General features: G+C 37.7%; 17 protein-coding genes. 5 read left to right on the forward strand and 12 right to left on the reverse strand.

Annotation, left to right across the window (positions count from 1 at the left end; all coding sequences use genetic code 11):
- Nucleotides 1-238 precede the first annotated feature (238 nt).
- Together ACZOVS_RS08220 and ACZOVS_RS08225 are read right to left on the reverse strand one after the other, a co-directional pair.
- Nucleotides 239-1,849, reverse strand: a complete 1,611-nt coding sequence (locus tag ACZOVS_RS08220; protein ID WP_483996747.1) for a S41 family peptidase — start codon at nucleotides 1,847-1,849, stop codon at nucleotides 239-241.
- Nucleotides 1,850-1,898: 49 nt separating this feature from the next.
- Entirely contained in the window at nucleotides 1,899-2,474 is a 576-nt protein-coding gene (locus ACZOVS_RS08225) for an L-threonylcarbamoyladenylate synthase (protein WP_483996748.1), read from the reverse strand.
- A gap of 292 nt (nucleotides 2,475-2,766) precedes the next feature.
- Between ACZOVS_RS08225 and ACZOVS_RS08230 the strand changes: the two genes are divergently transcribed.
- Together ACZOVS_RS08230 and ACZOVS_RS08235 are read left to right on the forward strand one after the other, a co-directional pair.
- The gene (locus ACZOVS_RS08230) at nucleotides 2,767-4,830 is read left to right on the forward strand and encodes a hypothetical protein (RefSeq protein WP_483996749.1); all 2,064 of its coding nucleotides are present in this window, start codon (nucleotides 2,767-2,769) and stop codon (nucleotides 4,828-4,830) included.
- Between the two features lie 39 nt (nucleotides 4,831-4,869).
- Nucleotides 4,870-5,424 carry an FKBP-type peptidyl-prolyl cis-trans isomerase gene (locus tag ACZOVS_RS08235; protein WP_483996750.1) on the forward strand — a complete coding sequence of 185 codons (555 nt, stop codon included), beginning with the start codon at nucleotides 4,870-4,872 and terminating at the stop codon, nucleotides 5,422-5,424.
- Between the two features lie 167 nt (nucleotides 5,425-5,591).
- On the opposite strand, the gene ACZOVS_RS08240 is transcribed toward ACZOVS_RS08235, so the two are convergent.
- The 4 genes from ACZOVS_RS08240 to ACZOVS_RS08255 form a co-directional block, all read right to left on the reverse strand.
- Nucleotides 5,592-6,233: an outer membrane beta-barrel protein gene (locus tag ACZOVS_RS08240; protein ID WP_483996751.1), complete on the reverse strand. Its 642-nt coding sequence runs from the start codon at nucleotides 6,231-6,233 to the stop codon at nucleotides 5,592-5,594.
- Nucleotides 6,234-6,645: 412 nt separating this feature from the next.
- Nucleotides 6,646-7,713, reverse strand: a complete 1,068-nt coding sequence (locus ACZOVS_RS08245) for a hypothetical protein (RefSeq protein ID WP_483996752.1) — start codon at nucleotides 7,711-7,713, stop codon at nucleotides 6,646-6,648.
- A gap of 97 nt (nucleotides 7,714-7,810) precedes the next feature.
- Nucleotides 7,811-9,808 carry an alpha-amylase family glycosyl hydrolase gene (locus tag ACZOVS_RS08250; protein WP_483996753.1) on the reverse strand — a complete coding sequence of 666 codons (1,998 nt, stop codon included), beginning with the start codon at nucleotides 9,806-9,808 and terminating at the stop codon, nucleotides 7,811-7,813.
- Nucleotides 9,809-9,834: 26 nt separating this feature from the next.
- Complete coding sequence (locus ACZOVS_RS08255; RefSeq protein ID WP_483996754.1) at nucleotides 9,835-11,523, reverse strand: alpha-amylase family glycosyl hydrolase; 1,689 nt, start codon at nucleotides 11,521-11,523, stop codon at nucleotides 9,835-9,837.
- Nucleotides 11,524-11,683: 160 nt separating this feature from the next.
- On the opposite strand from ACZOVS_RS08255, the gene ACZOVS_RS08260 reads away from it, so the two are divergent.
- Genes ACZOVS_RS08260 through ACZOVS_RS08270 form a run of 3 tightly spaced genes read left to right on the forward strand, consistent with a single transcriptional unit; the run spans nucleotide 11,684 to nucleotide 15,319 of the window.
- On the forward strand, nucleotides 11,684-12,142 hold the full coding sequence (locus tag ACZOVS_RS08260; RefSeq protein WP_483996755.1) for a nucleoside-diphosphate kinase: 459 nt from the start codon (nucleotides 11,684-11,686) through the stop codon (nucleotides 12,140-12,142).
- On the forward strand, nucleotides 12,139-13,950 hold the full coding sequence (locus ACZOVS_RS08265) for an alpha-amylase family glycosyl hydrolase (RefSeq protein WP_483996756.1): 1,812 nt from the start codon (nucleotides 12,139-12,141) through the stop codon (nucleotides 13,948-13,950). Before ACZOVS_RS08260 ends, ACZOVS_RS08265 begins: the two co-directional genes overlap by 4 nt.
- Nucleotides 13,951-13,957: 7 nt before the next feature.
- Nucleotides 13,958-15,319, forward strand: coding sequence for an alpha-amylase family glycosyl hydrolase (locus ACZOVS_RS08270; protein ID WP_483996757.1), 1,362 nt, complete (start codon nucleotides 13,958-13,960; stop codon nucleotides 15,317-15,319).
- Nucleotides 15,320-15,383: 64 nt separating this feature from the next.
- On the opposite strand, the gene ACZOVS_RS08275 is transcribed toward ACZOVS_RS08270, so the two are convergent.
- From ACZOVS_RS08275 to ACZOVS_RS08300, 6 genes are all read right to left on the reverse strand, one after another.
- Nucleotides 15,384-17,426 carry a S9 family peptidase gene (locus ACZOVS_RS08275; protein WP_483996758.1) on the reverse strand — a complete coding sequence of 681 codons (2,043 nt, stop codon included), beginning with the start codon at nucleotides 17,424-17,426 and terminating at the stop codon, nucleotides 15,384-15,386.
- Between the two features lies 1 nt (nucleotide 17,427).
- On the reverse strand, nucleotides 17,428-19,764 hold the full coding sequence (locus ACZOVS_RS08280) for a TonB-dependent receptor (protein WP_483996759.1): 2,337 nt from the start codon (nucleotides 19,762-19,764) through the stop codon (nucleotides 17,428-17,430).
- A 228-nt stretch (nucleotides 19,765-19,992) separates the two neighbouring features.
- The gene (locus ACZOVS_RS08285; RefSeq protein WP_483996760.1) at nucleotides 19,993-20,886 is read right to left on the reverse strand and encodes a DnaJ C-terminal domain-containing protein; all 894 of its coding nucleotides are present in this window, start codon (nucleotides 20,884-20,886) and stop codon (nucleotides 19,993-19,995) included.
- 208 nt (nucleotides 20,887-21,094) lie between these two features.
- Complete coding sequence (locus ACZOVS_RS08290) at nucleotides 21,095-22,060, reverse strand: LiaF transmembrane domain-containing protein (RefSeq protein ID WP_483996761.1); 966 nt, start codon at nucleotides 22,058-22,060, stop codon at nucleotides 21,095-21,097.
- Nucleotides 22,050-22,487, reverse strand: coding sequence for a PspC domain-containing protein (locus tag ACZOVS_RS08295; protein ID WP_483996762.1), 438 nt, complete (start codon nucleotides 22,485-22,487; stop codon nucleotides 22,050-22,052). The genes ACZOVS_RS08290 and ACZOVS_RS08295 overlap by 11 nt, the downstream gene beginning before the upstream one ends.
- An 11-nt stretch (nucleotides 22,488-22,498) precedes the next feature.
- The gene (locus tag ACZOVS_RS08300; RefSeq protein WP_483996763.1) at nucleotides 22,499-22,699 is read right to left on the reverse strand and encodes a PspC domain-containing protein; all 201 of its coding nucleotides are present in this window, start codon (nucleotides 22,697-22,699) and stop codon (nucleotides 22,499-22,501) included.
- Between the last annotated feature and the right edge of the window lie 51 nt (nucleotides 22,700-22,750).

Genomic DNA, 22,750 nt, shown 5'->3' on the forward strand with positions numbered 1-22,750 from the left:
TTGCTGAATGACCCTTCTGAGTTGCTTGCCATCCTCCTCCTCCCTTTCCGCTACGCTCCAAGGACGGAGGAGGATGGTTGCACTTCTATCTTGAATCTATAGTTTTTTTAAAACTTTTTATTCACAATAATATTAAACGTACAACTTTTTCATATCTCTCAATCCCATGACAACATAAACAAAGCCTCTTCAACATTATTGTCAAAGAGGCTGATATTTGAAAGTCGGATAATTATCATTATTTACCATTCAAAATGTCATTATACATTTTTTTATTGTGAAGAACTTCAAGAGCTTTTTTTACGGCATCATCCTCACGCATAGTTACTTGATAATAATTCTCGATATCCCATATATTTCTGGCTATCAATGCTTTAATCTGCATTTTCAACAACTTTTCCGAACGTTTGTACTGTTCCTCATCCCATGTCACGCCTTCTTTTTCTGCCAATGTCCGCAAATCATCTATCATGGAATCTGTAATTTCAAAGCTGTCGTTGTAGGATTTAAACACAGGATATTTTTCTTTGACTGCGTCTCGGTTTTCCAAGACATAATCCATAACATAACGATTCATGACACCCTTCCTAAGGACATCAGTATATAACCTCGATGAAAACGTTGTATCGACAGGTATGAAAATATCGGGCATGATACCGCCTCCGCCATAAACAGTCCTACCGTTTTTCATCGTTGCATATTTAAGAGAATCAGGGAACTGTATGCTGTCGGCATGATAGTACTCTCCATGATTGTATCGTTTAGTCAGTTCTTTGTAATAATCATCTGTGCCATTATCATACGAGCGTTGGATACATCTGCCGGTAGGAGTATGATAACGAGCTGTTGTAAGACGAATCAAAGAACCATCAGGCAGCATGAAAGGTCTCTGTACCAAGCCTTTACCAAAGGAACGGCGACCGATAAGCACGCCTCTGTCCCAGTCCTGCACCGCTCCGGACACTATCTCACTCGCCGAAGCAGATCCCTCGTCTATAAGCACCACAAGACCTCCATTTACAAAATTGCCGTTGCCTTTAGTTTTCTCAACCATTTTAGGAGAATGCAATCCTTCTGTATATACAACTACTTTATCCTTATCGATGAACTCATTACATAAATCGACGGCAATGTTGAGATAACCGCCGGAATTTCCTCTCAAATCGAACACTAAAGATTTCATATTCTGTTTCTTGAGTTTTTCCAAAGAAGCCTTGAACTCATCAGCCGATGACTTGGCAAATCTGTCAAGTCTGATATATCCTACATTTTTGTCCAACATAAACGCCGCATCTATGCTATTCAAAGGTATTTTATCTCTGATAACCTCAAAATCAATAAGTTCTTTCTCATTACCTCTCTTGACTGTAAGAAGTACTTTAGAACCCTTCTTACCTCTCAAACGTTTGGTAACATAATCGTTATCAACTTTCTTGCCGACAGAACTCTCCCCATCTATTTTAACAATTTTGTCACCAGCCATGATGCCGACTTTCTCAGAAGGTCCTCCTGATACCGGAGACACCACGAGTATTGTATCACGCAACAACTGAAAAGTGACTCCAATACCTTCAAAACTGCCAACAAGTTTTTCATTGGCTTTCTCAACATCCTCCTTGGAAATATAAGCTGAATGCGGGTCTAAATCTTTCAACATTCCCACAATGGCATCTTCTGTAACTTTCCTCAAATCCGAACTGTCAACATAGAAATTATCGATAATATATAAGGTGGTGCCAAGTTTCTGTAAAGTCTCCTTTTCATTGACAGAAATATTGTTTTGTGCTACTGCACCACAACAAAACGAAAAAATCAGACAAGCTAAAACACTAAATCTTAAATATCTCATATACAATTATTTATTCAATAACAAACTAAAAAAACATCTGTTCAGTAAATCATGACCTTATAACCTTAAAAGTATTATCTTCAAACAGTCTTATTATAGTGGAAGGCTTTGGTTTTGTAAGTACATCATGAAACAAAAGCACTTCATAATCAACTAATTGTTTGACATTATCAGAAATTTCACCATAATACATTGGAGAAGGATCCCCACTGATATTTGCCGATGTGGAAGTTATAGGACGACCAAATTTTTTTATAACCTCTTTACACAACTCATTTGATGTCACTCTGACACAAACAGTACCGTCTGCCGAAATATTTTTCGCTAATCCCTTTGATTCAGAATATATTATACTTAAAGGATTATGAGCAGCAGCAATAAGGTCTCTTGCAACCGCAGGCATATTCACCACATAGTCGGATATCCTTTCAATGCTGTCAACAAGTATTATAAGCCCTTTACCTAAAGGACGGTTTTTTATCCTAAAAAGCCGTTCCACAGCCTTACTGTTAGTAGCATCGCAACCTAATCCCCAAATAGTATCGGTGGGATACAAAATCACCTTGCCTTGCTTAAGATAATCCACACATCTGTTAACCTCTTGTTCAAATTCAACATTATTCATAAAACCAAAGATAATTACATATAATATTGATAATCAATTTACTCAAAATATAAAAAACTTCTTTTCAATTCTCTAAACGAAAAAATACCAGATTTTGTTATCATTGTATTGATTTTTGTTAAAAAATCTTAAAAAATCTTTTACAAAGATAAACATTTTATTTTGATTCATTCCAAAACAAGAAAGAAAATTATTATCTTTGCAAGCAAAATAAAATCATCGGATTTTTTGAAATCTTCATATATTTCAGTCGATATTCTGACTATCCGAAGCAAGAGAACTCATCGATAATATGTGGTTGATAGTTATCGCTTTATTAATAGGTGTCATTTATGCCTCGTTGCTTTATCTGTTCGACAAAAAACGTCAATACAGTATAAAACTTGCAGTATTGTTGTTTTTACTAAGGACATTGGCGACAGCATTGCTTGTACTACTGTTTTTCAATCCTATCATTAAACAAAAGACGAGTATCACAGAAGACCCCATATTGGTTGTATTGCAAGACAACAGCGCTTCGTTGGTTTCCGGCAGTGACTCTTCATTTTTCGCAAACGAATATCCTGAGTTATTTAATAATTTGAAAGACAGACTATTAGAGGATTATAACGTTGACATATACCTCATAGGTGAGTCTTTAACAGAAGGTGACAGCATCAATTTTGAAGAGAATTATACTGACATCGATTATGCTTTTGAAAGGATACGACGTCTTTATTCGAAAAAAAATGTCGGAGCCGTATTACTATTGTCTGATGGCATTTACAATAGAGGAATAGCACCTGAATTGCGTACTGAAAACTATCCATTCCCTATTTATGCCGTGACTCTCGGTGATACTACGAGACACCCGGATTTTCTCGTAAATGACGTGAGATACAATAAAACAGTTTCTTCAGGAATGTCTTTCCCAATCAGAGCTACAGTCAATGCCGTAAACTGCAGGAACGAAACAATGAACGTTGGCATCAAAGTCAACAATGAGATAGTTGACAGCAGGAACATTACGATCAATTCCGACAGATTTTCCCAAACCATAGACTTCATGTTGCAGGCTTATTATGAAGGGAGTATGCAGATTGAGGTTTTTGTTGACGGGCTGAAAAATGAAATACAGACAAAAAACAACAGACGACGTTTCTTTGTCGATGTCTTGGATCGCAAATACAAAATACTGTGTCTTGCTCAAGCCCCTCATCCTGATATTGCAGCAATAAAAAGCACACTTGGTGATAATTTCGACATGCAAATTATCTTCGATGTAAACGACATAAAAAACCTGTCGGATTATAACCTCTTGATATTGCATCAGATACCATATACATCCATGGTGTCTTTCGAATCATTGAAACACATATTGGATGACAATAAAAAACTTCCTATCTTGACAATAATAGGTAAAAATACTGATTATGAAGAACTTAACAAGATTCAAAATGCCGTATGTCTGAAAAAAGGAGCTGTTCAGTCTGTTCTGGAAGTCAAAGCACGCTACAACAACAATTTCGCTCTTTTCAATACAGAAAGTAAATTGAAAGAACAGATAACAACATTTCCACCCCTTGCTGTACAACATACTGAAATGTCATTCAACATGGGACGAGAAGATCTTATTTTGGCAAATATTGGTGACATGCAAACCCAATTTCCTCTTTTGACATTTACCACCGACCTTGAAGGAAGAAAGACAGCTTTTCTTTTTGGTACAGGAATATGGCAATGGAGATTGTATGATTATTTCAAAAACGACAATCATTCCGGATTTGACGAATTAATCAGTAAAACAGTGCGTTATCTGATTATTGACAAAGACAAAGAACTGGACATTTTCCACAAGGAAAGTTATCAAAACAACGAAAAGATACGTTTTACCGCAGAAATGTTGAATCCAACCGGAGAACTCACCAACGAGCCGGAACTGATGATACGTATGTTCAACAAACACACTAAAGAAACTTTCGACTTTATTTTCTCTAAAGATGAAAACAGATATATTCTAAATGCCGGCATCTTGCCGGAAGGCACGTATTCTTATATTGCACAAGCCACTTCGGGCAACATACAATACAAAGCTCAAGGCAATTTTGAAGTCGTCGCAACGAGCATCGAGGCTCAAGACGTTACTGCCAACCACGACAGAATGTCACTCATTGCTGAACATACCGGTGCTAAAGCATATTTGCTCAACGACATGGATTCTTTATTCGAAGACCTCAATCATGACAAAAGGATTACATCAATATCAAGACAAGAGACTCGTTATGATGATTTAATACAATTGAAAGGTATTTTCTTTATCATCTTGATTTTGCTTACGACAGAATGGCTCTTGCGAAAGATATTCGGAACATACTGACATTTGAATCGTTTTAAATTACAACATAAATATTGAATAATGAAGATAGCAAAAAACACATTGGTCACCATGACGTATATCTTGCGTCGTGAGAATGAAAACGGAGAGATTATACAGGAAGTCAAAGAAGACAAGCCTTTTGATGCCATTTTGGGCAAGGGCATGTTGCTTCCAAAATTTGAAGAAAACCTCATGGATCTCGAGCCCGGCGACACATTCAGCTTCCCTCTTACTCCCAAAGAAGGATATGGCGAATTTGACGAGACCAGACTTATGGATGTCAACAAAGAGATTTTTATGAACAACGGAGTATTGAATACCGAATTATGCAAAGAAGGAGCACAAGTTTGGTTCAGTTCCGGCGACGGTTCTCAACCTTTCCCCGGCATTGTGAAAGAGATTCACGACTCTACTGTCACTGTCGATTTCAACCATGAATTGGCGGGAGTGCTACTATATTTTACAGGAAAGATTCTTGAGGTTCGCGATGCTTCAGACATAGATTGCGGCTGTGGGCATTGCCACGGCAGCTGTTGCGATACCGAAGACAACAACGATTGTGGCTGTTGTTGTGACGGCGGCTGCAACAGTTGACAATTTAAAAAATAACAGTTGGACAAATAATCCAACTGTTATTTTATATGCATCAAAAAACATATCTAAAAACACTCTTTGATAAGTAACTACTTCCTTTAATATTATAAAAAAAGTGTGCCAAACAAAATACGACACACTCATTATACTTAAAAAATCAAATATTATTAAAACACATAAATAATACCCAATGTAATAGGTGAATTATTGTTAACTCCAAAATAGAAATTGTTGTCAATCGTTTCAACATCTAAATCAGTAACATCACCAAACTCTGTTTCCTTTATAGATTGATAACCTAATTGAAGGAGGTTGAGATTACTGTAGAACAAAATATTGTCTGTCAAAGAATATGAAATACCCGGTACAACAGAAATACCCCAAATATTGGTCTTGTTAATATCGACTGTTGTATTAGCAGCAGTACCTTTTGTTTTAGCATACGAATATGTAAACATAGCATCCGCATACAAATCGATATCGCCAAAATTAGCGAAAACATAACGGAAATATGGAGACACACTAAATGAATTCAATGTTCCCTTTAATTCCTCATTCAATTCTTTCTCCTTAACAGTTGTTGTTGAAAAACCCAATACAATACCGGCACCTATATTATCATTAAACATATAACCGACACTTGGGTTAAAATAGAAAGTAAAACTTTTGGGACCTTCATTAGTTTCAGAACCCATAGTAACTTTATTTGCGGTTGTTCCCAATCCAATATTACCACCTACAAAAAGTTGGGCGTTGCAGAAAAATGCTGCAGCTACAAAAACCATAGTAAAAAATAATTTTTTCATCATAATGTTGAATTTTAATTGATTAATAATAATTTTAATTAACAGTCATTTTTTATAAGACAGATTTTTCAAAGTTCATCATTTCCGCCTTTGATGCTGCAAAAATATATATTTTTTAAACATCCACAACAATATATCATCAAAACTAAACATATCATCAGCTTTTATATCTATTTTTACATTTAATAAAAAATTTCCAAATCATTATCTTATCTTAAAAACACTGTCATATTTAGAATGAGTATAAAATACAAATTGTCACAACAACATTTAAATAACCATACGACATCTAACAAGGTTTAATAAACCAATTTTGATTTTCGTCAACTTAAACTCACCAAACCGACAAGGACGTATCAAATAATCATAATGATACGTCCTTATTGACAAATAACAAAACCCATTAAGGATACTATTATTTTCTTCTTCCCGATGATGACGAAGTAGAAGTGTTAGTTGTATTTTTTTTGACTTTTACACTTGAAGATCTGTTATTTCTTGTATTGTTAGAGCTTGAATTGTTTGCATTATTGTTAACTCTTGGCGTAGAGTTATTATTCGTACCACTGTTTATCGTTGTCGCCCGATTTGTCGTATTTGTTCTTGTCCCGGAATTTATTGTAGTTGTCGTTGTGGTAGAGCGATTTGTCGTTGTAGCACTCGAAGTATTTGAAGATGTCGTAGGACGACTTGACGATGTTGTTGTTTTCCTCTCAGAACGACTGTTGACTGAAGGTCTTGCCGATGACACATTATTCACTGATGTTGCCGGGCGTCTGTTCCTAATTTGAGAACCTGCCGATGATGGCAAAGTATTGTTTACATGAACACCTCCACTTGAAGATGAAGGTCTCGTTAAAGTGTTATTATGAGGTCTGACATTTGACTGATATTGCGGACCACCTTGAATTATCACACCATAAGGACGTGCATATCCCGCTGTCACATATCCGTAAGTGTTATAATAACCATAGTAAGGAGGTCTGTGAAGACGCACATCAATATGATAATAAGTTGGCACCGGAGGAGCAGATTTTACGATATATGTCACTGAAGGCGGATTATTGACACATATCACGAGAGGTTCAAAATCCTCATACATGGTCAACGGATACCATTCACCCATATATTCATATATCGGCATCACGGTATAATAATTATCATAATACACATTCCTCAAATCTATATCGATTTTTATTCTCTTGATGCTTCCGGCCTTGACTTTTATTCTTTTTACAGCATAATAATATTCCGTATCCGGTTCAAGCAATATCATAAAATCTCCTTTGTATGTATCAGAACCAATATTCTGCACATCAAAATACAATCTCAGGAAGTCTGTATCCATATTAGAATAATATTGCATGGTGGGTTGTGACACCATCAGCAATTCCGGTTCATAATATTGAATATCGGTCTGTGCCTTTAGACCTACAGAAAAAACAAGAGTCATTGCCAAAACCATTATTTTCAATGTCTTCATAATATCCTCCTTTTTATTTATTTATTTCCATAATTGTAACTATCAAAAAGCGTGCAAAAAAACAAAGTAATATTTTTCAAAATAAAAACATCATTTTTTAAATCTTCTCATACACCGCAGCAGTACGGCTTACATTATAAATCTTCATTATAACGTGGTCCTCCCGTCTTTCAGTAGGGAACAACACATCATGGGAAATATTGCCAAATCCACCGAATTCAACGTCATCGGTAGTAAAAATCATACGGTAATCGCCTGTTTCCTTCACGTTGATTTCATAATCCGGAATGGATTTCACTCCCCAATTAAACACAAAAACGAGTCTGTTGCGTTCATATACCAATGTTTTATTGTCCTCATCAGCATTTAAGAGCCAAGCCATTTGGGAAGACATCAATTTATACCGTTTAACAAAAGCGAGCATTGCCTTGTCAAAGTCGTTAAGGAAATGATATCTGAGATAATCGGCATCGACAAGAGACCACTGACGGCGTGCATAATGATAACTGAGGTTGTTTTCCGGACGAGGAAAATCTATCCATTCCGGATGACCGAACTCGTTACCCATAAAATTAAGCCATGCCTCACCACCAACAGTTATTGTCAGAAAACGTATCATTTTATGAAGAGCCATACCACGGTCTATGATGATGTTTTGTGATTTCAAATCCATAAAATCATACATCTCCTTATCCATAAGTCTGAAAGCCAAGGTCTTATCACCCACAAGAGCTTGGTCGTGAGACTCACAGTACGCCACTGTCTTCGTATTAGGCAGCCTGTCGTTCATCACATGGAAAAACTCTCCCATATTCCATTGTTCATCAGTATAGTCTTTCAGCACTTTAATCCAAAAATCAGGCAACCCCATGCCGAGTCTGTAATCAAAATCGATGCCTCCGCTTTTCACGTCTGCACATAATCCCGGCATGCCACTGACATCTTCCGCAACAGTCACGGCATCATGTTTCAGCCCATGAGTCAACACATTTGCCAATTGCAAATATACCACGGCATCCTTATCCACATTATTGCCAAAATATTTCCATGGGTCATCGAAAACGACTCCCATACCATGGTCAAGATATAACATGGAAGTCACACCATCAAACCGAAAACCGTCAAAGTTGAAATCTTCCAACCAATAACGGACATTTGACAACAGAAAACGCAAAGTATCTTCTTTGCCATAATCGAACAGTCTTGAGTCCCATAGAGGGTGATAGCCTTCTTTTCCCGTCTTAAAATATTGATAATCCGTACCATCAAACAGATTGATACCCTCTCTTGTATTCTTCACCGTATGAGAATGTACCAAATCCATAATAACCTTGATACCGAGATGATGAGCTTCATCAATCAACATTTTAAGTTCTTCCGGGGTACCGAAACGAGAACTCGGGGCAAAGAAATTGGATACATGATAACCGAAAGAGCCATAATAAGGATGTTCCGCTATTGCCATCAATTGCAAAGCATTGTATCCATCTTCTTTAATACGAGGCAACACATTGATTCTGAACTCATCATAAGTTCCGACGCCTTCTTTTTCCTGAGCCATGCCAACATGGGCCTCATAAATAAAAAGAGGATCTTTTTTATTGGAAGGGCTATCATATTTAAAGACATAAGGGTGTGGAGGATTCCAAAACTGACCTGTAAAATCATGAGTAACAGGGTCTTGTACTGCTCTTCTTATGTATGTGGGGATTCGTTCCATTTCTCCAATACTCGACTGCACTATGACTTTCAAAAGACTGCCGTGAACGAGACGTCCGGCATACTGAGCATCAGGAAGAAACAATTCCCAGATACCATTGCCAACATTTTCGAGAGGATGATCATAACGTTGCCACCCGTTAAAATCGCCTGTCAAAGATAAATAAGATGCTGCAGGAGCAAACTCTCTATACCACCATCCATGCCGCATTTTATCGTAATTGAATCCGAAAAACTTATGCGCAGTAGCGAAGTTTGCAAGACTGCCATACTGCTGTACCAATCCGTCATAACGACGCTGATAACGTTCATAGCGTTCCCGGACAGCCTGCGCCACAGGCTCCAACCATGCATCTTGTTTTACTATATCCAACATACCTTGCTATTTTAACAACTACAACATCATTTTTTATAAAATTCTCTCAACGACATAACCTTGACATCAGAAGGTTCAAGTAATAAAGGTACTCCTTCATCATCAACAGTATGAATATCAACATCAATTTTACAATCATTAAAGACATCATACAATATCCACCTGCTGTTCACATCTACCTTCATCAATGACAAGGCATCAGAAGGGATCTTCACTTTCACATCTCGACACTCCTTGTCATTGAAATTAACGACGACAAGAAGCCTGTCATTATTATAATAACGCAAAAAAGCATATACAAATTGCGGGTCGAAGTCAGAATACCATGGATTAGCCCACATAAGGTCGTAAAACTCTCCACGACGTATGGCATCGCTGTCAAGACGCAAATTAAGCAATCGTTTGTAAAATTCATACAACTTTTTCTGTTGTTTGTCAAATCCGCCTCCGTCGAAAGCCCCATTATTCATCCAACGCTGATGTTTTGGCATTGTGACATAGTCAAATATCGACGTTCTGCCATCATCTCCGCTAAACCCGTTTGAGCCGCGGGCATCCTCTCCGCTCTCCTGTCCATCATATATCATAAAAGGACCTCTATTCATCAACGCCGACACTGTCACAGCAGGCAGAGCCTTGAAAGAATCACCATAATAATGTTCAGAAGCCACTCGCTGTTCATCATGATTCTCCATAAAACGCAACATCCTGTCGTCCAAACCGTTTAGCACCTTCCACGTATCCGTAATACTATCCGCTCTTTGTTTGTGACGACAAATGTTCTCCAAAGTATTGTACAATCCGACTTTATCATAAAGATAATCGAAACCGGCATCCAAATAACGACGATACAAGTCGGGACGGTAAATCTCAGCTATCATCACCACATCATATTCTCTATGAATATTATCCAACACCCAGGCCCAAAACTCGACAGGCACCATTTCTGCCATATCGACACGAAAGCCGTCAATATCCTTGCCACACCAAAAACGCAACACATGCAACATTTTATGCCACGTATCCGGAATATCTTCAAAATAAGTCCTGCCCTCACTATAATCAATACCATAATTCAACTTCACAGTATCATACCAGTCGTTGACAGATGGAGTTGGAACAAACACATCATTACCGGAAGCCTTGGCAGGATATTCCTGATAGTCGGAAACATCAGATGCAACACCATACGGCAAAACAAACTTCTGCTGAGGGCAATAATAGAAGTTGTTATTAGTAGAAAAGGACACCATGACATTGTCATGAGCACCAAAATCCTCTACATACGCCGGGCGACAAATAGACTTATATTCACGCGCAAGATGATTTGGAACAAAATCGATAATCACTTTAAGACCATGATCATGAATACGTCGCACTAATTCCTCAAACTCTTTCATTCTCTTATCAGGGTCAATGGCGAGGTCCGGGTCTATGTCATAATAGTCCACTATGGCGTATGGAGATCCTGCTTTACCCTTGGTTATTTGCCGATGTGTGGCATTAATACCAAGCTCAGGATATGCTGTCAGCGAAGCATGACGCAATACGCCGGTAAGCCATATATGCGTTATTCCCAATGACTTAAGAGCCTCAATGGCTGTATCGTCAATATCGGCAAAAGTGCCGCATCCGTTCTTATCTTTGTCCCCGTCAAAGACAGTATTATCATTCTTGTTTCCGAAAACACGAGGAAAAAGCTGATAAATATTCATGTTTTTTATTGTGTAACAAATTTAAAATGTAAAAGTACCAAAAAAAATCGATTATTTCACACTTTTAACCTTATTATTATTCAAATTTTACAAATAAAACTCCTTCAAAAAGAAAAAACATCAAACATTTAAGTGTTTGAAATGTTTATTAAGAAAAAACATGAACGACACATTATTAACAACCAAAGATAAAAGCCGGGACTATAGACAGATTTATTATGATGGATTTATCATCATCAAACCTCATTTTCTCGAACATTATGATGAAATTGCAAAAGAACTTCGCATGCGCGACTTCACAATAATTGAAGCAGAGCGCAAAAGACTCACCTTGGATGAAGCTAAGGAATTGTATGTGATGCACAAAAATAAGGATTTTTTTGATGAACTTATACATTATATGAGTAGCGACGACAGCATAGGCATGGCAGTATTGTCGCCCTTCAGTGACAGAGATACTGCAATAGAAGCTGTCAATGACATCAAAGATAAATATCGTAAAAGATACAGCACAGATTCCATTCATAATGTTATTCACAGTTCCGACAGTTATGATAACGTACTTCGCGAAGCTGCAATATATTTCCATGATTTACCTCTGTTTTCAAAAAACCAATGATGCGTATATACCTATTAATATTACTGACGATAATATGTCTCAATAAAACAAACTGCAAAAACATAGACATTATCATAGAACCTCCTTCCTGGTGGGTAGGAATGAAAAATCCGGAATTGCAGCTCATGATTTATGGTAAAGACATAAGCAGCTATGAGGTGAAATGTAACAGCAACTCTGTAACAATAAAAGATATTATCAAGACAAGCAATCCGAACTATCTCTTTATAGATATTGTCATAGATGAAAGTGCGCAAGCCGACACTCTCGATTTCATCTTCACAAAAAAAGGCAAAACATACAAAGTGCCATATATTCTTCAAGAACGCAAACCGATGTCTTCAGAACGACAAGGGTTCGACACTTCTGACGTGATATACCTTCTCATGCCGGACCGTTTTGTCAATGGGAATAAAAAAAATGACAATATCATAAGAATGAAAGAGAAAACAAATCTCCTTGACCCTGACGGTCGTCATGGAGGCGACATACAAGGTATCATAGACAGCATGAATTATTTCAACGACATGGGATACACAGCTTTATGGCTAAATCCCGTTCTCGAGAATAACAACGATGCTTATTCTTATCACGGCTATGCCATCACCGATTTTTACAATATTGACCCGCGTTTTGGTGACAATACATTATATAAAGAAATGGTAAACCAAGCCCACCGGAAAGGCATTAAAGTCATCAAAGATATGGTTTTCAATCATTTTGGTAAAGGACACCGATGGTATGAGGAACTGCCGGACAGCAGTTGGATCAACAGATGGGACAACTTTACACGCTCCAATTACCGTGGTTCTGTCATCAGTGACCCATACAGTTCCCAATACGACAAGGATATTATGACAAAAGGATGGTTCGACACAAGCATGCCTGACCTTAACCAGGAGAATCCTTTAGTTGCCAATTATTTGATTCAAAATGCAATATGGTGGGTAGAATATGCCGACCTCGATGGCATACGTATGGATACCTACCCGTATTCTGACGAAGCATTCATGAAACAGTGGATGCTGCGTATGAAAGAAGAATATCCCAATCTCAGCATAGTAGGTGAGGCATGGCTCAACAACAAGACACAAGTAGCCTTCTGGCAGGATAACGACTTCTATGGCAATGACAGTAATCTCGACTTTGTTATGGATTTCCCTTTACAAAGTGCTATTGTCAAGGCCTTCACCACTGATGAAGGCTGGGACAGCGGCATGGCTGCACTTTATGAATCACTCAGCCAGGATTTCGCATATCCAAATCCTAATAACATCTTGATTTTTATGGACAACCATGACTTAAGCAGGATATTTTCACTTATAAACAAAGACTTCGACAAATGGAAAATGGCAACTGCCTTTCTTTTGACGACAAGAGGAATACCACAGATTTGGATGGGTACAGAATTGTTGAACACCGGCTTCGAATGGAATGGTCATGGCAAAATGAGACAAGATTTCAACACAATAACAGATGATGTTGACAGCGTCATGGCATACGAGGCTCGCAACTATATGAAAACATTGCTTAACTATCGCAAAAATTCTGATGTTTTGCAAAACGGAAAACTGCTGCATTTCATACCTCATGACGGAATATATACCTACTTCAGATATAACGACAACGACGCCGTCATGGTGATCCTCAACAATAACGATGATGAGATGACTATAGACACAGAACGTTATAACGAGATATTACGTCATTATCATACAGGTAAAGACATAATAACAAATAAAAGATATGATATTAAAAATCCTGTCACAATAAAACCTCACAACGCATTAATACTTGAATTACAATAATAATATCATGAAAAAATCACCTATTATCTTAATTTCAATTCTTCTCGCCATTTCAAGTTGCAATACGGGAACAGAAACAAACAGCAGTGCCACCATCATAGACGCTCCACCATCATGGACAGAGAACGCGGTACTTTACGAGATGAATGTACGTCAGTTCACAAAGAAAGGCACTTTCAACGCAGCAGCGGAACATCTTCCACGATTAAAGAATTTAGGTATTGACATAATATGGCTCATGCCTATTTATCCCATTGGAGAAGTCAACCGCAAAGGCAGTCTCGGAAGTCCTTACGCTGTAAAAAACTATACTGAAATCAACCCTGAACTCGGCAATGCCAAGGATCTAAAAAACTTCATCGACAAGGCACACAACTTAGGCATGAAAGTCATCCTGGACTGGGTTGCCAACCATACTTCACCGGACAATATTTATCTCAGCCAATATCCCGACTGGTATGAATATGACATATACGGAGACCTCGTAATACCGGAAGACTGGACAGACGTCGTAGAACTTAACTACGACAATGCCGAACTCAGACAACGCATGATCAATGACATGAAATATTGGGTTACTAATTTTGATATCGACGGTTTCAGATGCGACATGGCAGGTATGGTGCCCACTTCTTTTTGGGAAGAAGCCACTGCTGCTCTTGACAGCGTCAAGCCGCTTTTCATGTTGGCAGAAGACGAACAAGACAGCACTCTTACATACAAAGCCTTCGATGCCAACTACGGTTGGGTGATGCATCATCTGATGAATGACATTGCAAAAGGCAAGAGAGATGCCAAAGACCTTGCCAATTACATAGGTACCAACATGCACAACTTCGAAAAGAGAGCATACAAAATGTTATTCACTTCCAATCATGATGAAAATGCCTGGAACGGCTCTGAAATAGAACGACTTGGAGACGGAGTAGAAGCATTCGCTGTGCTTACCTACAGTTTACCCGGAATACCAATGATGTATAACGGACAAGAAATAGGTCTCGCAAGACGTCTGAAATTCTTTGAAAAAGACAGCATACAATGGATTGACAATCCAAAATACAGTACGTTTTACCGTAAACTCAATGCAATAAAGCATTCCAATCCCGCCCTCGCCAATGGCAACAATGGCGGAAAAGTTAAGACATTCATCACCAATCATCCTAACAAGGTATTGGCATTTGAGCGTACAAAAGGTGAGAACTGCGTGATAACGATAGCCAATTTAAGCGATAAAACATTAGAACTTGACATCAACCTGAAAGGCAATTATAAAAACCTGTTTACAGACAAAATCATCACCATAAACAAAAGATTATCAATGGAACCATGGGGTTATTATCTTCTATCTCCCATCACTGATAACAAATAAAGCAAGTTTAAATGTAGGGGTATATCAGATTTGTTTGATATGCCCCTAAATTAAAAATGATATTTTATCTATCAATACCTAATTGGTCTAACATAAAAGCATATTCCATTGCCACTTCCTTATAAGCCTCAAAACGACCCGAAGCGCCTCCATGACCATATTCCATCTCTGTTATAAGAAACAAATCATTTTTGTCTGTCTTATGTGTCCTCAACTTAGCGACCCACTTGGCTGGTTCCCAATACTGTACCTGACTGTCATGTAATCCGGTAGTTACCAACATGGCTGGATAGTCCTTATATTCCACATTGTCGTATGGTGAATATGAAAGCATATAATCGTAATAAACCTTTTCATTGGGGTTTCCCCATTCATTATATTCTCCGGTAGTAAGAGGAATAGACTCATCCAACATTGTAGTAAGAACATCGACAAAAGGAACCTGTGCAATAATGCCGCGCCACATCTGAGGTGCCATATTGGCAACAGCACCCACGAGCAGACCTCCAGCACTGCCACCCATGGCAAACATCTTGTCATACGAGGTATAACCATGCTCTACGAGATATTTCCCACAAGAGATAAAATCAAGAAAAGTATTCTTCTTTTTAAGCAATTTACCATCTTCATACCATTTTCGTCCCATCTCTTCCCCGCCTCTTACATGAGCGATAGCCCAAATGAAACCACGATCCAACATGCTTAATCGTGCCACAGAAAAATAAGCATCAAGACTGTTTCCATAAGAACCATAACCATATAATACTAACGGATTACCCTCATTTTTTCTCAAGTCTCTCTTATAAACCATGGAAACCGGGACCTCGACACCGTCATGAGAAGGAACAAAAAAGCGCTCCGTCACATATTGAGAGGCATCATATCCACCCATCACTGTCTTCTGTTTCAATATCTCTTTTGTCTTATTCTTCATATCATATTGGAATACGGTATCCGGTGTCTTCATCGAAGTATATACATAACGCAGCAAATGAGTGTCGAACTCCGGATTTGAAGCCGTCTCTGCAGTATATGCCGGCTCTCCGAAATCCAAATAATAATCTTCCTTGCCGTCCCACGACACTATGCGCAGTTGCAGCAAGCCTTTATAACGTTCTTCAAGGACAACATAATCAGAAAAGAGACTGAAATTTTCCAACAACACATCATCACGATGAGGTATCACTTCTTCCCAGTTACACATCTCTGTAGCATCTATTGAAGTCTTCATCATCTTGAAATTACTAGCACCGTCAGCATTGGTATGAATATAAAACTTATCTCCATAGTGTCCTATACCATACAACATATCAGGTTGCCTTTTCTGAAACAGTTTGAATTCAACATCAGGAGTGTCGGCATCGATAAAACGACTTTCCGAAGACATGGTACTCTCACTGTTGATAATTATATATTTACCCGACTTGGTTTTAGACACAAAAGTATAATATGTGGCATCATCCTCATAATACACCTCCACATCATGCGATGTGTCGGTATCAAGAAGATGACGCATCACTCGACATGAACGCAATGACTCGTCCTTAACGCTGTAAAACAAGGTTCTGTTGTCATTTGCCCATACCATATTGCCGGAAGTATCCGCAATATCTTCTTCAAATATTTTTCCGGTAGCTATCTCTTTGATAAATATGTGATACTGTCTTCTACTGACAGTATCTATGCTGTATGCTATCAACTTATTGTCCGGACTGATGACGTAACTTCCTATATCGAAGAAAGCATGTCCTTCAGACATAGCATTACCATCGATAAGCACCTCTTCTTCATTATCCATATTGTCTTTGCGCCTGCAATACAGAGGATATTCCTTACCTTCCTCATAACGCACATAATAATAATAGCCGTTTTTCATAACCGGCACCGACATATCTTCTTGTTTTATTCTGCCTACAATCTCATCGTACAATGACTTACGCAGAGGTCCAATATGTTGCATCATAGCATCGGCGTAAGCATTTTCCGCCTTAAGATAATCAATAACATCTTGATTATCACGCTGATTAAGCCAATAATAATCATCAACACGAGTATGTCCATGTATTGTCATCTCGTGAGGTATTCTTTTCACCAAAGGTTGATTCATATCAGAAAGATAATGTTAAACCAAAGCTCGGCATCAGAGGTAACTGATAAATCTCTTCGCCGGTAAGTAAATCAATATAGAATATATTATTTCTGTTATAAACATTAGTAATACTAAAATCAGCTTCGAGCAAGATATTCTCGGTAAAATAGAACTTACGTTTCACATCTATATCAAGACGATGGTAAGTAGGTAACTGTCCTCCGTTAAGATCACTGTAAATTAACCCGAGGTCTCCGCTTGATAACAAGAAATTGTCATTCATATTTTCAAACTGATAATGTTCATAGAAACCGCCAAGCTGTGTAAACGGGAATCCCGTACCGAAATTCCAGCGACCACTGAACTCCCATTGTCTTCTCGGTCCTGCGGAATATGTCACTATAACATTTACATTATGACGTCTGTCATAGTGAGTACGGTAGTTTATCATCTCATGACCTTTATCCTCATAATTTTTATTTACATAGGCCAAAGAGTAGGCAGTCCAAATGTACCATCTGAAGTCTTCATATTTCAAAGAAAAATCCACACCGTATGCAGCTCCGTCCTCTATCATAAAATCTTTTTTCAATATCTCTTCCGTACCGGCAGGAGCATCATTCTCTGCATACAATTGATTTCTATTCATATTCGTCAACTGTCGGAAATCTTTATAATATCCCTCTATGTTGAGAGAAATATTTTGCATAACGTCAAACTCTGTTCCCAAAATATAGTGAATAGCTTTTTGCAGTTTCGATTTTACCTCTTTACCGTCAAAAGTAGAAGGAATATTATCTTGTCCTGACAAGAAACCATAGAAAAGGTTCACTACGTCACGATCACTATTGGCAGCAATAAGATTCTGGGAATAGAAACCACCGGCAGCTTTGATACGGAACCAGTCATTGACATTATATTTCAATGACAGACGAGGTTCAGGCGATATCTCTGCAAGAGAAGCATACCAATGAACACGCATACCCGGTTCGAGGATGAGTTTGTCAAATTGCATCCTGAATTTGGCATAAATACCAAGTTCAGTAGTGTTGTCAGTGTAATTGAGATGTATTCCGTTGGTCTTGGTATAATCGAAAACGGTTTTAAAACCAAGCATTTCTATACCATACTTAAGTGTATGTCTTCCAAGAAAATAGGTAAAGTTAAATCCTGCATTGAAACCATCTATGGAACTCGACCTGTCAGGGTTATTGGTCTCTCTCATTACCGCATCATAATTGGAATATGCTATATTACCTTCTACAAGTACCGGAGACTTGCCAGGTATAATAACAAAATTGGTACCTCCACCGTATGAAGTCCATCCGAAATCGGATATGGACTTATAATTATTAACATTATCTTTGAAGTTGAAACCGAACAAGTTTATTTTACTTCCATTGGAAGTATTTAAAGAAACCTTGCCATAAACGTCTTGATAATTATAAGGTAACACTTCACCGTCCAAGATACCCTTATAAATGGATTTACTTGTCTGTTCAAGATATGAATTTTTAGCAGAAAGTATGAATGATATACTTGTATCATCAAGGTCTTTAGCTTTTTTAAGAGGACCTTCAACCATAACTTTTGACCCGAAAGTAGTAGCACCTATTTTCCCGGATATACGTTTTTTATTGCCGTCACGAGTAGTGATATCCATAACTGATGACACTCTTCCTCCATATTCCGAACCGAAGCCTCCTGTATATATTTCAGCATTTCTGATGATATCGGTATCGAAAACAGAAAACAACCCGATGGAATGGAACGGATTGTAAACTATCATACCGTCGAGCAACACCTTATTTTGTATAGGAGAACCGCCTCTGATATACAACTGTCCTCCCTGGTCTCCGGTAAACACCACACCGGGCAACACCTGCAAATATTGCGCAAGGTCTGCTTGTCCACCAACAGTAGGTATCTTTGTAATTGTCTTGGGAGTAATATTGACTACGGAAGTCTTTGTCTCAGTACGCGCCTCTATCTTTTCAGCTGTCACACTGACAGCTTCCAACTGAACACTCGACTCAGTAAGCATGTACTTTTTGTTGATAACGACATTATTTCTCAACTCAACAGGGTCTTTTATAGTATCATAACCCAAAAACGTCACGATAACATCATATTTCCCGTCCGGTATTTTAGTGATACTGAAATACCCGTTTATATCTGTCGAACATCCATAAGTAGTACCTTTAAGATATACATTGCAAAACATGACAGGCTCACCGGTACTTTTCTCATAAACGAACCCTTTAAGTGAATTATCTGATTGACCGAAAGCTAAAATATTGACAAATAATATCAAAACAAAAACAACAATCTTCTTGCAAAAAAACATATTATACATATCCAAATACGGTTATACTGACTGAATAAATTTTAGAAAGCAAATTTACAAAAATATTCTAAAACAAAAACTGCATTTACCTTAAAAAATATCAATTCATAATTATTAACATCATCATGAAACAAAAATTGTCAAAGAACAAAAAAAGATGTCAATATCATGTTAAAAATATTGACATCTTTTCTGAAAATGATAATGATATAACAACAAAAACAATGGAAATTACCATTATTTTGATTCTTTCGCCTGTCTGATAAGTTCTATTTCCCTGTCAGAAAAATGATTAGGCAGCGTCAATTGTGTTTTAAGCAAGAGTGCCCCACTGCCTTCTTTGTTATAATGAGGCATTCCCATACCCTTTAGTCTCAACACTCTGTTATTCTGTGTCAACGGTTTCACAGGCACGCTAACAACACCTTTCATTGTCTCGATCTCTATCTTGCCTCCAAGTATGGCTGTATATACGTCAATGTTGACATTGCGAATAAGGTCATCACCATCACGTTGATAAACAGGGTCTTGTAAAATCACTATCTTGATAAGCAAATCTCCGTTCTCTCCTCCGTTGATACCTTTGCCGCCTTTACCTTTTACACGCAACATTTGTCCGTCTCGCACACCTGGTTTAATGCTTATCTTGATAGTATTACCGCCTATATCAAGCATACGTTGTGTACCATTATATGCCTCCAACAATGTCATCGTCAAAGAAGCCTTGACATCTTGACCTTTGACAGCACGTGTTCTTCTACCATTAGTAAAAATATCCCCTATGTCGAAATTCATTCCATTGCCGCCGAAAAACATATTGAAAAAGTCTGAAAATCCGCTTCCCGAAAAGCCCTCGAAACCTTCGCTGCCTTTATAACCTCCATTACCAAAACCGGCATTCTCATATTGTTTCCAATTGGCGCCGAGTTCATCATATTTCTTTCTTGAATCTGCATTTCCCAGCACCTGATAAGCCTCCGATATCTCTTTAAACTTCTCTTCTGCCTCCTTGTTTCCAGGATTTTTGTCGGGATGATATTTAACAGCCAATTTTCGATATGCTTTTTTTATAGCATCTTGCGTCGCACCTCGTTCGACACCCAAAACTTTATAATAATCTTTATATTCCATAAATAAACACCTCCTTAGAAAAATATGTCAAAACTCATGCCAACATGTGTTATGCATGACATATAACATTTATCACAGCATTATTTCACATTAAAATAAGATAAAATAACAACTAATAAAACAAACATCAATACTTTAACTCAGAAAATGTCACGACGCAATGTGACAGTCATTTTACAAAACATACTACAGACTGACATAATGTCAATCAATAACGCAATACTGTTATATTCGACAATCCTGATTCAATGTCTATAAAAACCTTATTATCAGAATATGCATAATTACCGCTTTGATACATATTTCGTTCCACCTTGTTGAATCCTTCCAGATTCTTGTTCGTAAAAGCAGAATCCATATCTATGGAACAGCCGGAATCCTTAGGTATTCTTAATACAATATCAGAGGCATCGGCATCTATTTCCACATACGTGTGATCCCATTTATCACCTAATTTAATGTCTATCTTAGATAATCCGCCATTAATATCTATTTTGGACACTTTATAATCGGAAAAGTCGAAATCCATATCCACCATTCCCACATCAAATTCCAGATCCCACACAGGATTCTCGTTGAGCGCCAGCGAATAGCTGTTATCTTTCGCATCATCGTTGTATGTCAAAGAATATTTTTTGTTATTGTAATTTATTTTCAATCCAGGCTCCATTTCAATGTCAACCTTCACCTTATCGTCATCATAACGCACTTCAAAAGTCTGACGCAACACATTACTTCCATTACATGACTCTATCAAATCTTCACAAGGTTTCTTCATAAACATTTTTCCGGCTCCGTACTCTACATTCACTTCGGCATAATCGACATCATGACTGTATGGTTCGGAAAACAACTGCGTATTTACATCATCTCCGATATTATCATAAGAATTGTCGTTATAATTATCATAACTATAACTATGTGTATAATCCTTCACCTCAACAGCATAAATGATACATGCAACTATTATGGTAACTGACAGGAATATTATCTTAATCAATGACTTGACAGGAAGGAAGAGGACTCCAATTATCAAGAGCAAGACAGGCCAAAACTTCCACATCAGTGAAAATACCACCGGTATGTCCGACAGGGTAAAAAACAAACCCACGACACCTATTGCAATAAGCAACACACCGGAATTAAAACCTTTTTTAATGTTATTATTGTTCACCACGTTTATTTTGAGAATTAATTATTAAAATAACACCTATTATGATAAGAGCGGCAGGCCAAAGTTTCCATAGCCATGTTATATGTACAAAATTGTTCAACAGCAGCACTATACCTATGACTATCAACAGAATACTGAAAGACACCAAAAGGGTGTTGCTACGATTTTCATCAAAGGAGTCATTCTCTTCAGATGTACCGGTCATATTGTTTTCATTTCCACTGCCATAATAATCAATTCGTTTTGCAGGCAGCACTATCCATAATATGATATAAAGCCAAAAACCGAAACTGCCACATAGAAACGCCACTACAAACAACACTCGCATCAGAGCAACATCTATTCCGAAATAATCAGCCAAACCGGAACATACTCCCGCAATGACTTTGTTGTAATAATTTCTCTGCAATCTTTTACCTTGTTCCATATCTTTGATATTTAATATATTATATACGCCTTAGGCAACACTATCCACAATATTATATACAGCCAGAAACCAAAACTGCCACAAAAAAATGCAGCTAAAAAAATTGCTCGCATCAAAGCAACATCTATTCCAAAATAATCAGCCAAGCCGGAACATACTCCCGCAATGACTTTGTTATTAATATTCCTTACCAATCTCATTCCTTGTCGCATAATCAATATATTAACAATACTTTATATAAAAACTCATTATCATTTGCCATA

The organism is Candidatus Limimorpha avicola, assembly GCF_056978975.1.

Coding starts and splice junctions, on each gene's coding strand:
- ACZOVS_RS08220 (WP_483996747.1), bottom strand. CDS start 1,849: ATGAGATATTTAAGATTTAGTGTTTTAGCTTGTCTGATTTTTTCGTTT.
- ACZOVS_RS08225 (WP_483996748.1), bottom strand. CDS start 2,474: ATGAATAATGTTGAATTTGAACAAGAGGTTAACAGATGTGTGGATTAT.
- ACZOVS_RS08230 (WP_483996749.1), top strand. CDS start 2,767: ATGTGGTTGATAGTTATCGCTTTATTAATAGGTGTCATTTATGCCTCG.
- ACZOVS_RS08235 (WP_483996750.1), top strand. CDS start 4,870: ATGAAGATAGCAAAAAACACATTGGTCACCATGACGTATATCTTGCGT.
- ACZOVS_RS08240 (WP_483996751.1), bottom strand. CDS start 6,233: ATGATGAAAAAATTATTTTTTACTATGGTTTTTGTAGCTGCAGCATTT.
- ACZOVS_RS08245 (WP_483996752.1), bottom strand. CDS start 7,713: ATGAAGACATTGAAAATAATGGTTTTGGCAATGACTCTTGTTTTTTCT.
- ACZOVS_RS08250 (WP_483996753.1), bottom strand. CDS start 9,808: ATGTTGGATATAGTAAAACAAGATGCATGGTTGGAGCCTGTGGCGCAG.
- ACZOVS_RS08255 (WP_483996754.1), bottom strand. CDS start 11,523: ATGAATATTTATCAGCTTTTTCCTCGTGTTTTCGGAAACAAGAATGAT.
- ACZOVS_RS08260 (WP_483996755.1), top strand. CDS start 11,684: ATGAACGACACATTATTAACAACCAAAGATAAAAGCCGGGACTATAGA.
- ACZOVS_RS08265 (WP_483996756.1), top strand. CDS start 12,139: ATGATGCGTATATACCTATTAATATTACTGACGATAATATGTCTCAAT.
- ACZOVS_RS08270 (WP_483996757.1), top strand. CDS start 13,958: ATGAAAAAATCACCTATTATCTTAATTTCAATTCTTCTCGCCATTTCA.
- ACZOVS_RS08275 (WP_483996758.1), bottom strand. CDS start 17,426: ATGAATCAACCTTTGGTGAAAAGAATACCTCACGAGATGACAATACAT.
- ACZOVS_RS08280 (WP_483996759.1), bottom strand. CDS start 19,764: ATGTATAATATGTTTTTTTGCAAGAAGATTGTTGTTTTTGTTTTGATA.
- ACZOVS_RS08285 (WP_483996760.1), bottom strand. CDS start 20,886: ATGGAATATAAAGATTATTATAAAGTTTTGGGTGTCGAACGAGGTGCG.
- ACZOVS_RS08295 (WP_483996762.1), bottom strand. CDS start 22,487: ATGGAACAAGGTAAAAGATTGCAGAGAAATTATTACAACAAAGTCATT.
- ACZOVS_RS08300 (WP_483996763.1), bottom strand. CDS start 22,699: ATGCGACAAGGAATGAGATTGGTAAGGAATATTAATAACAAAGTCATT.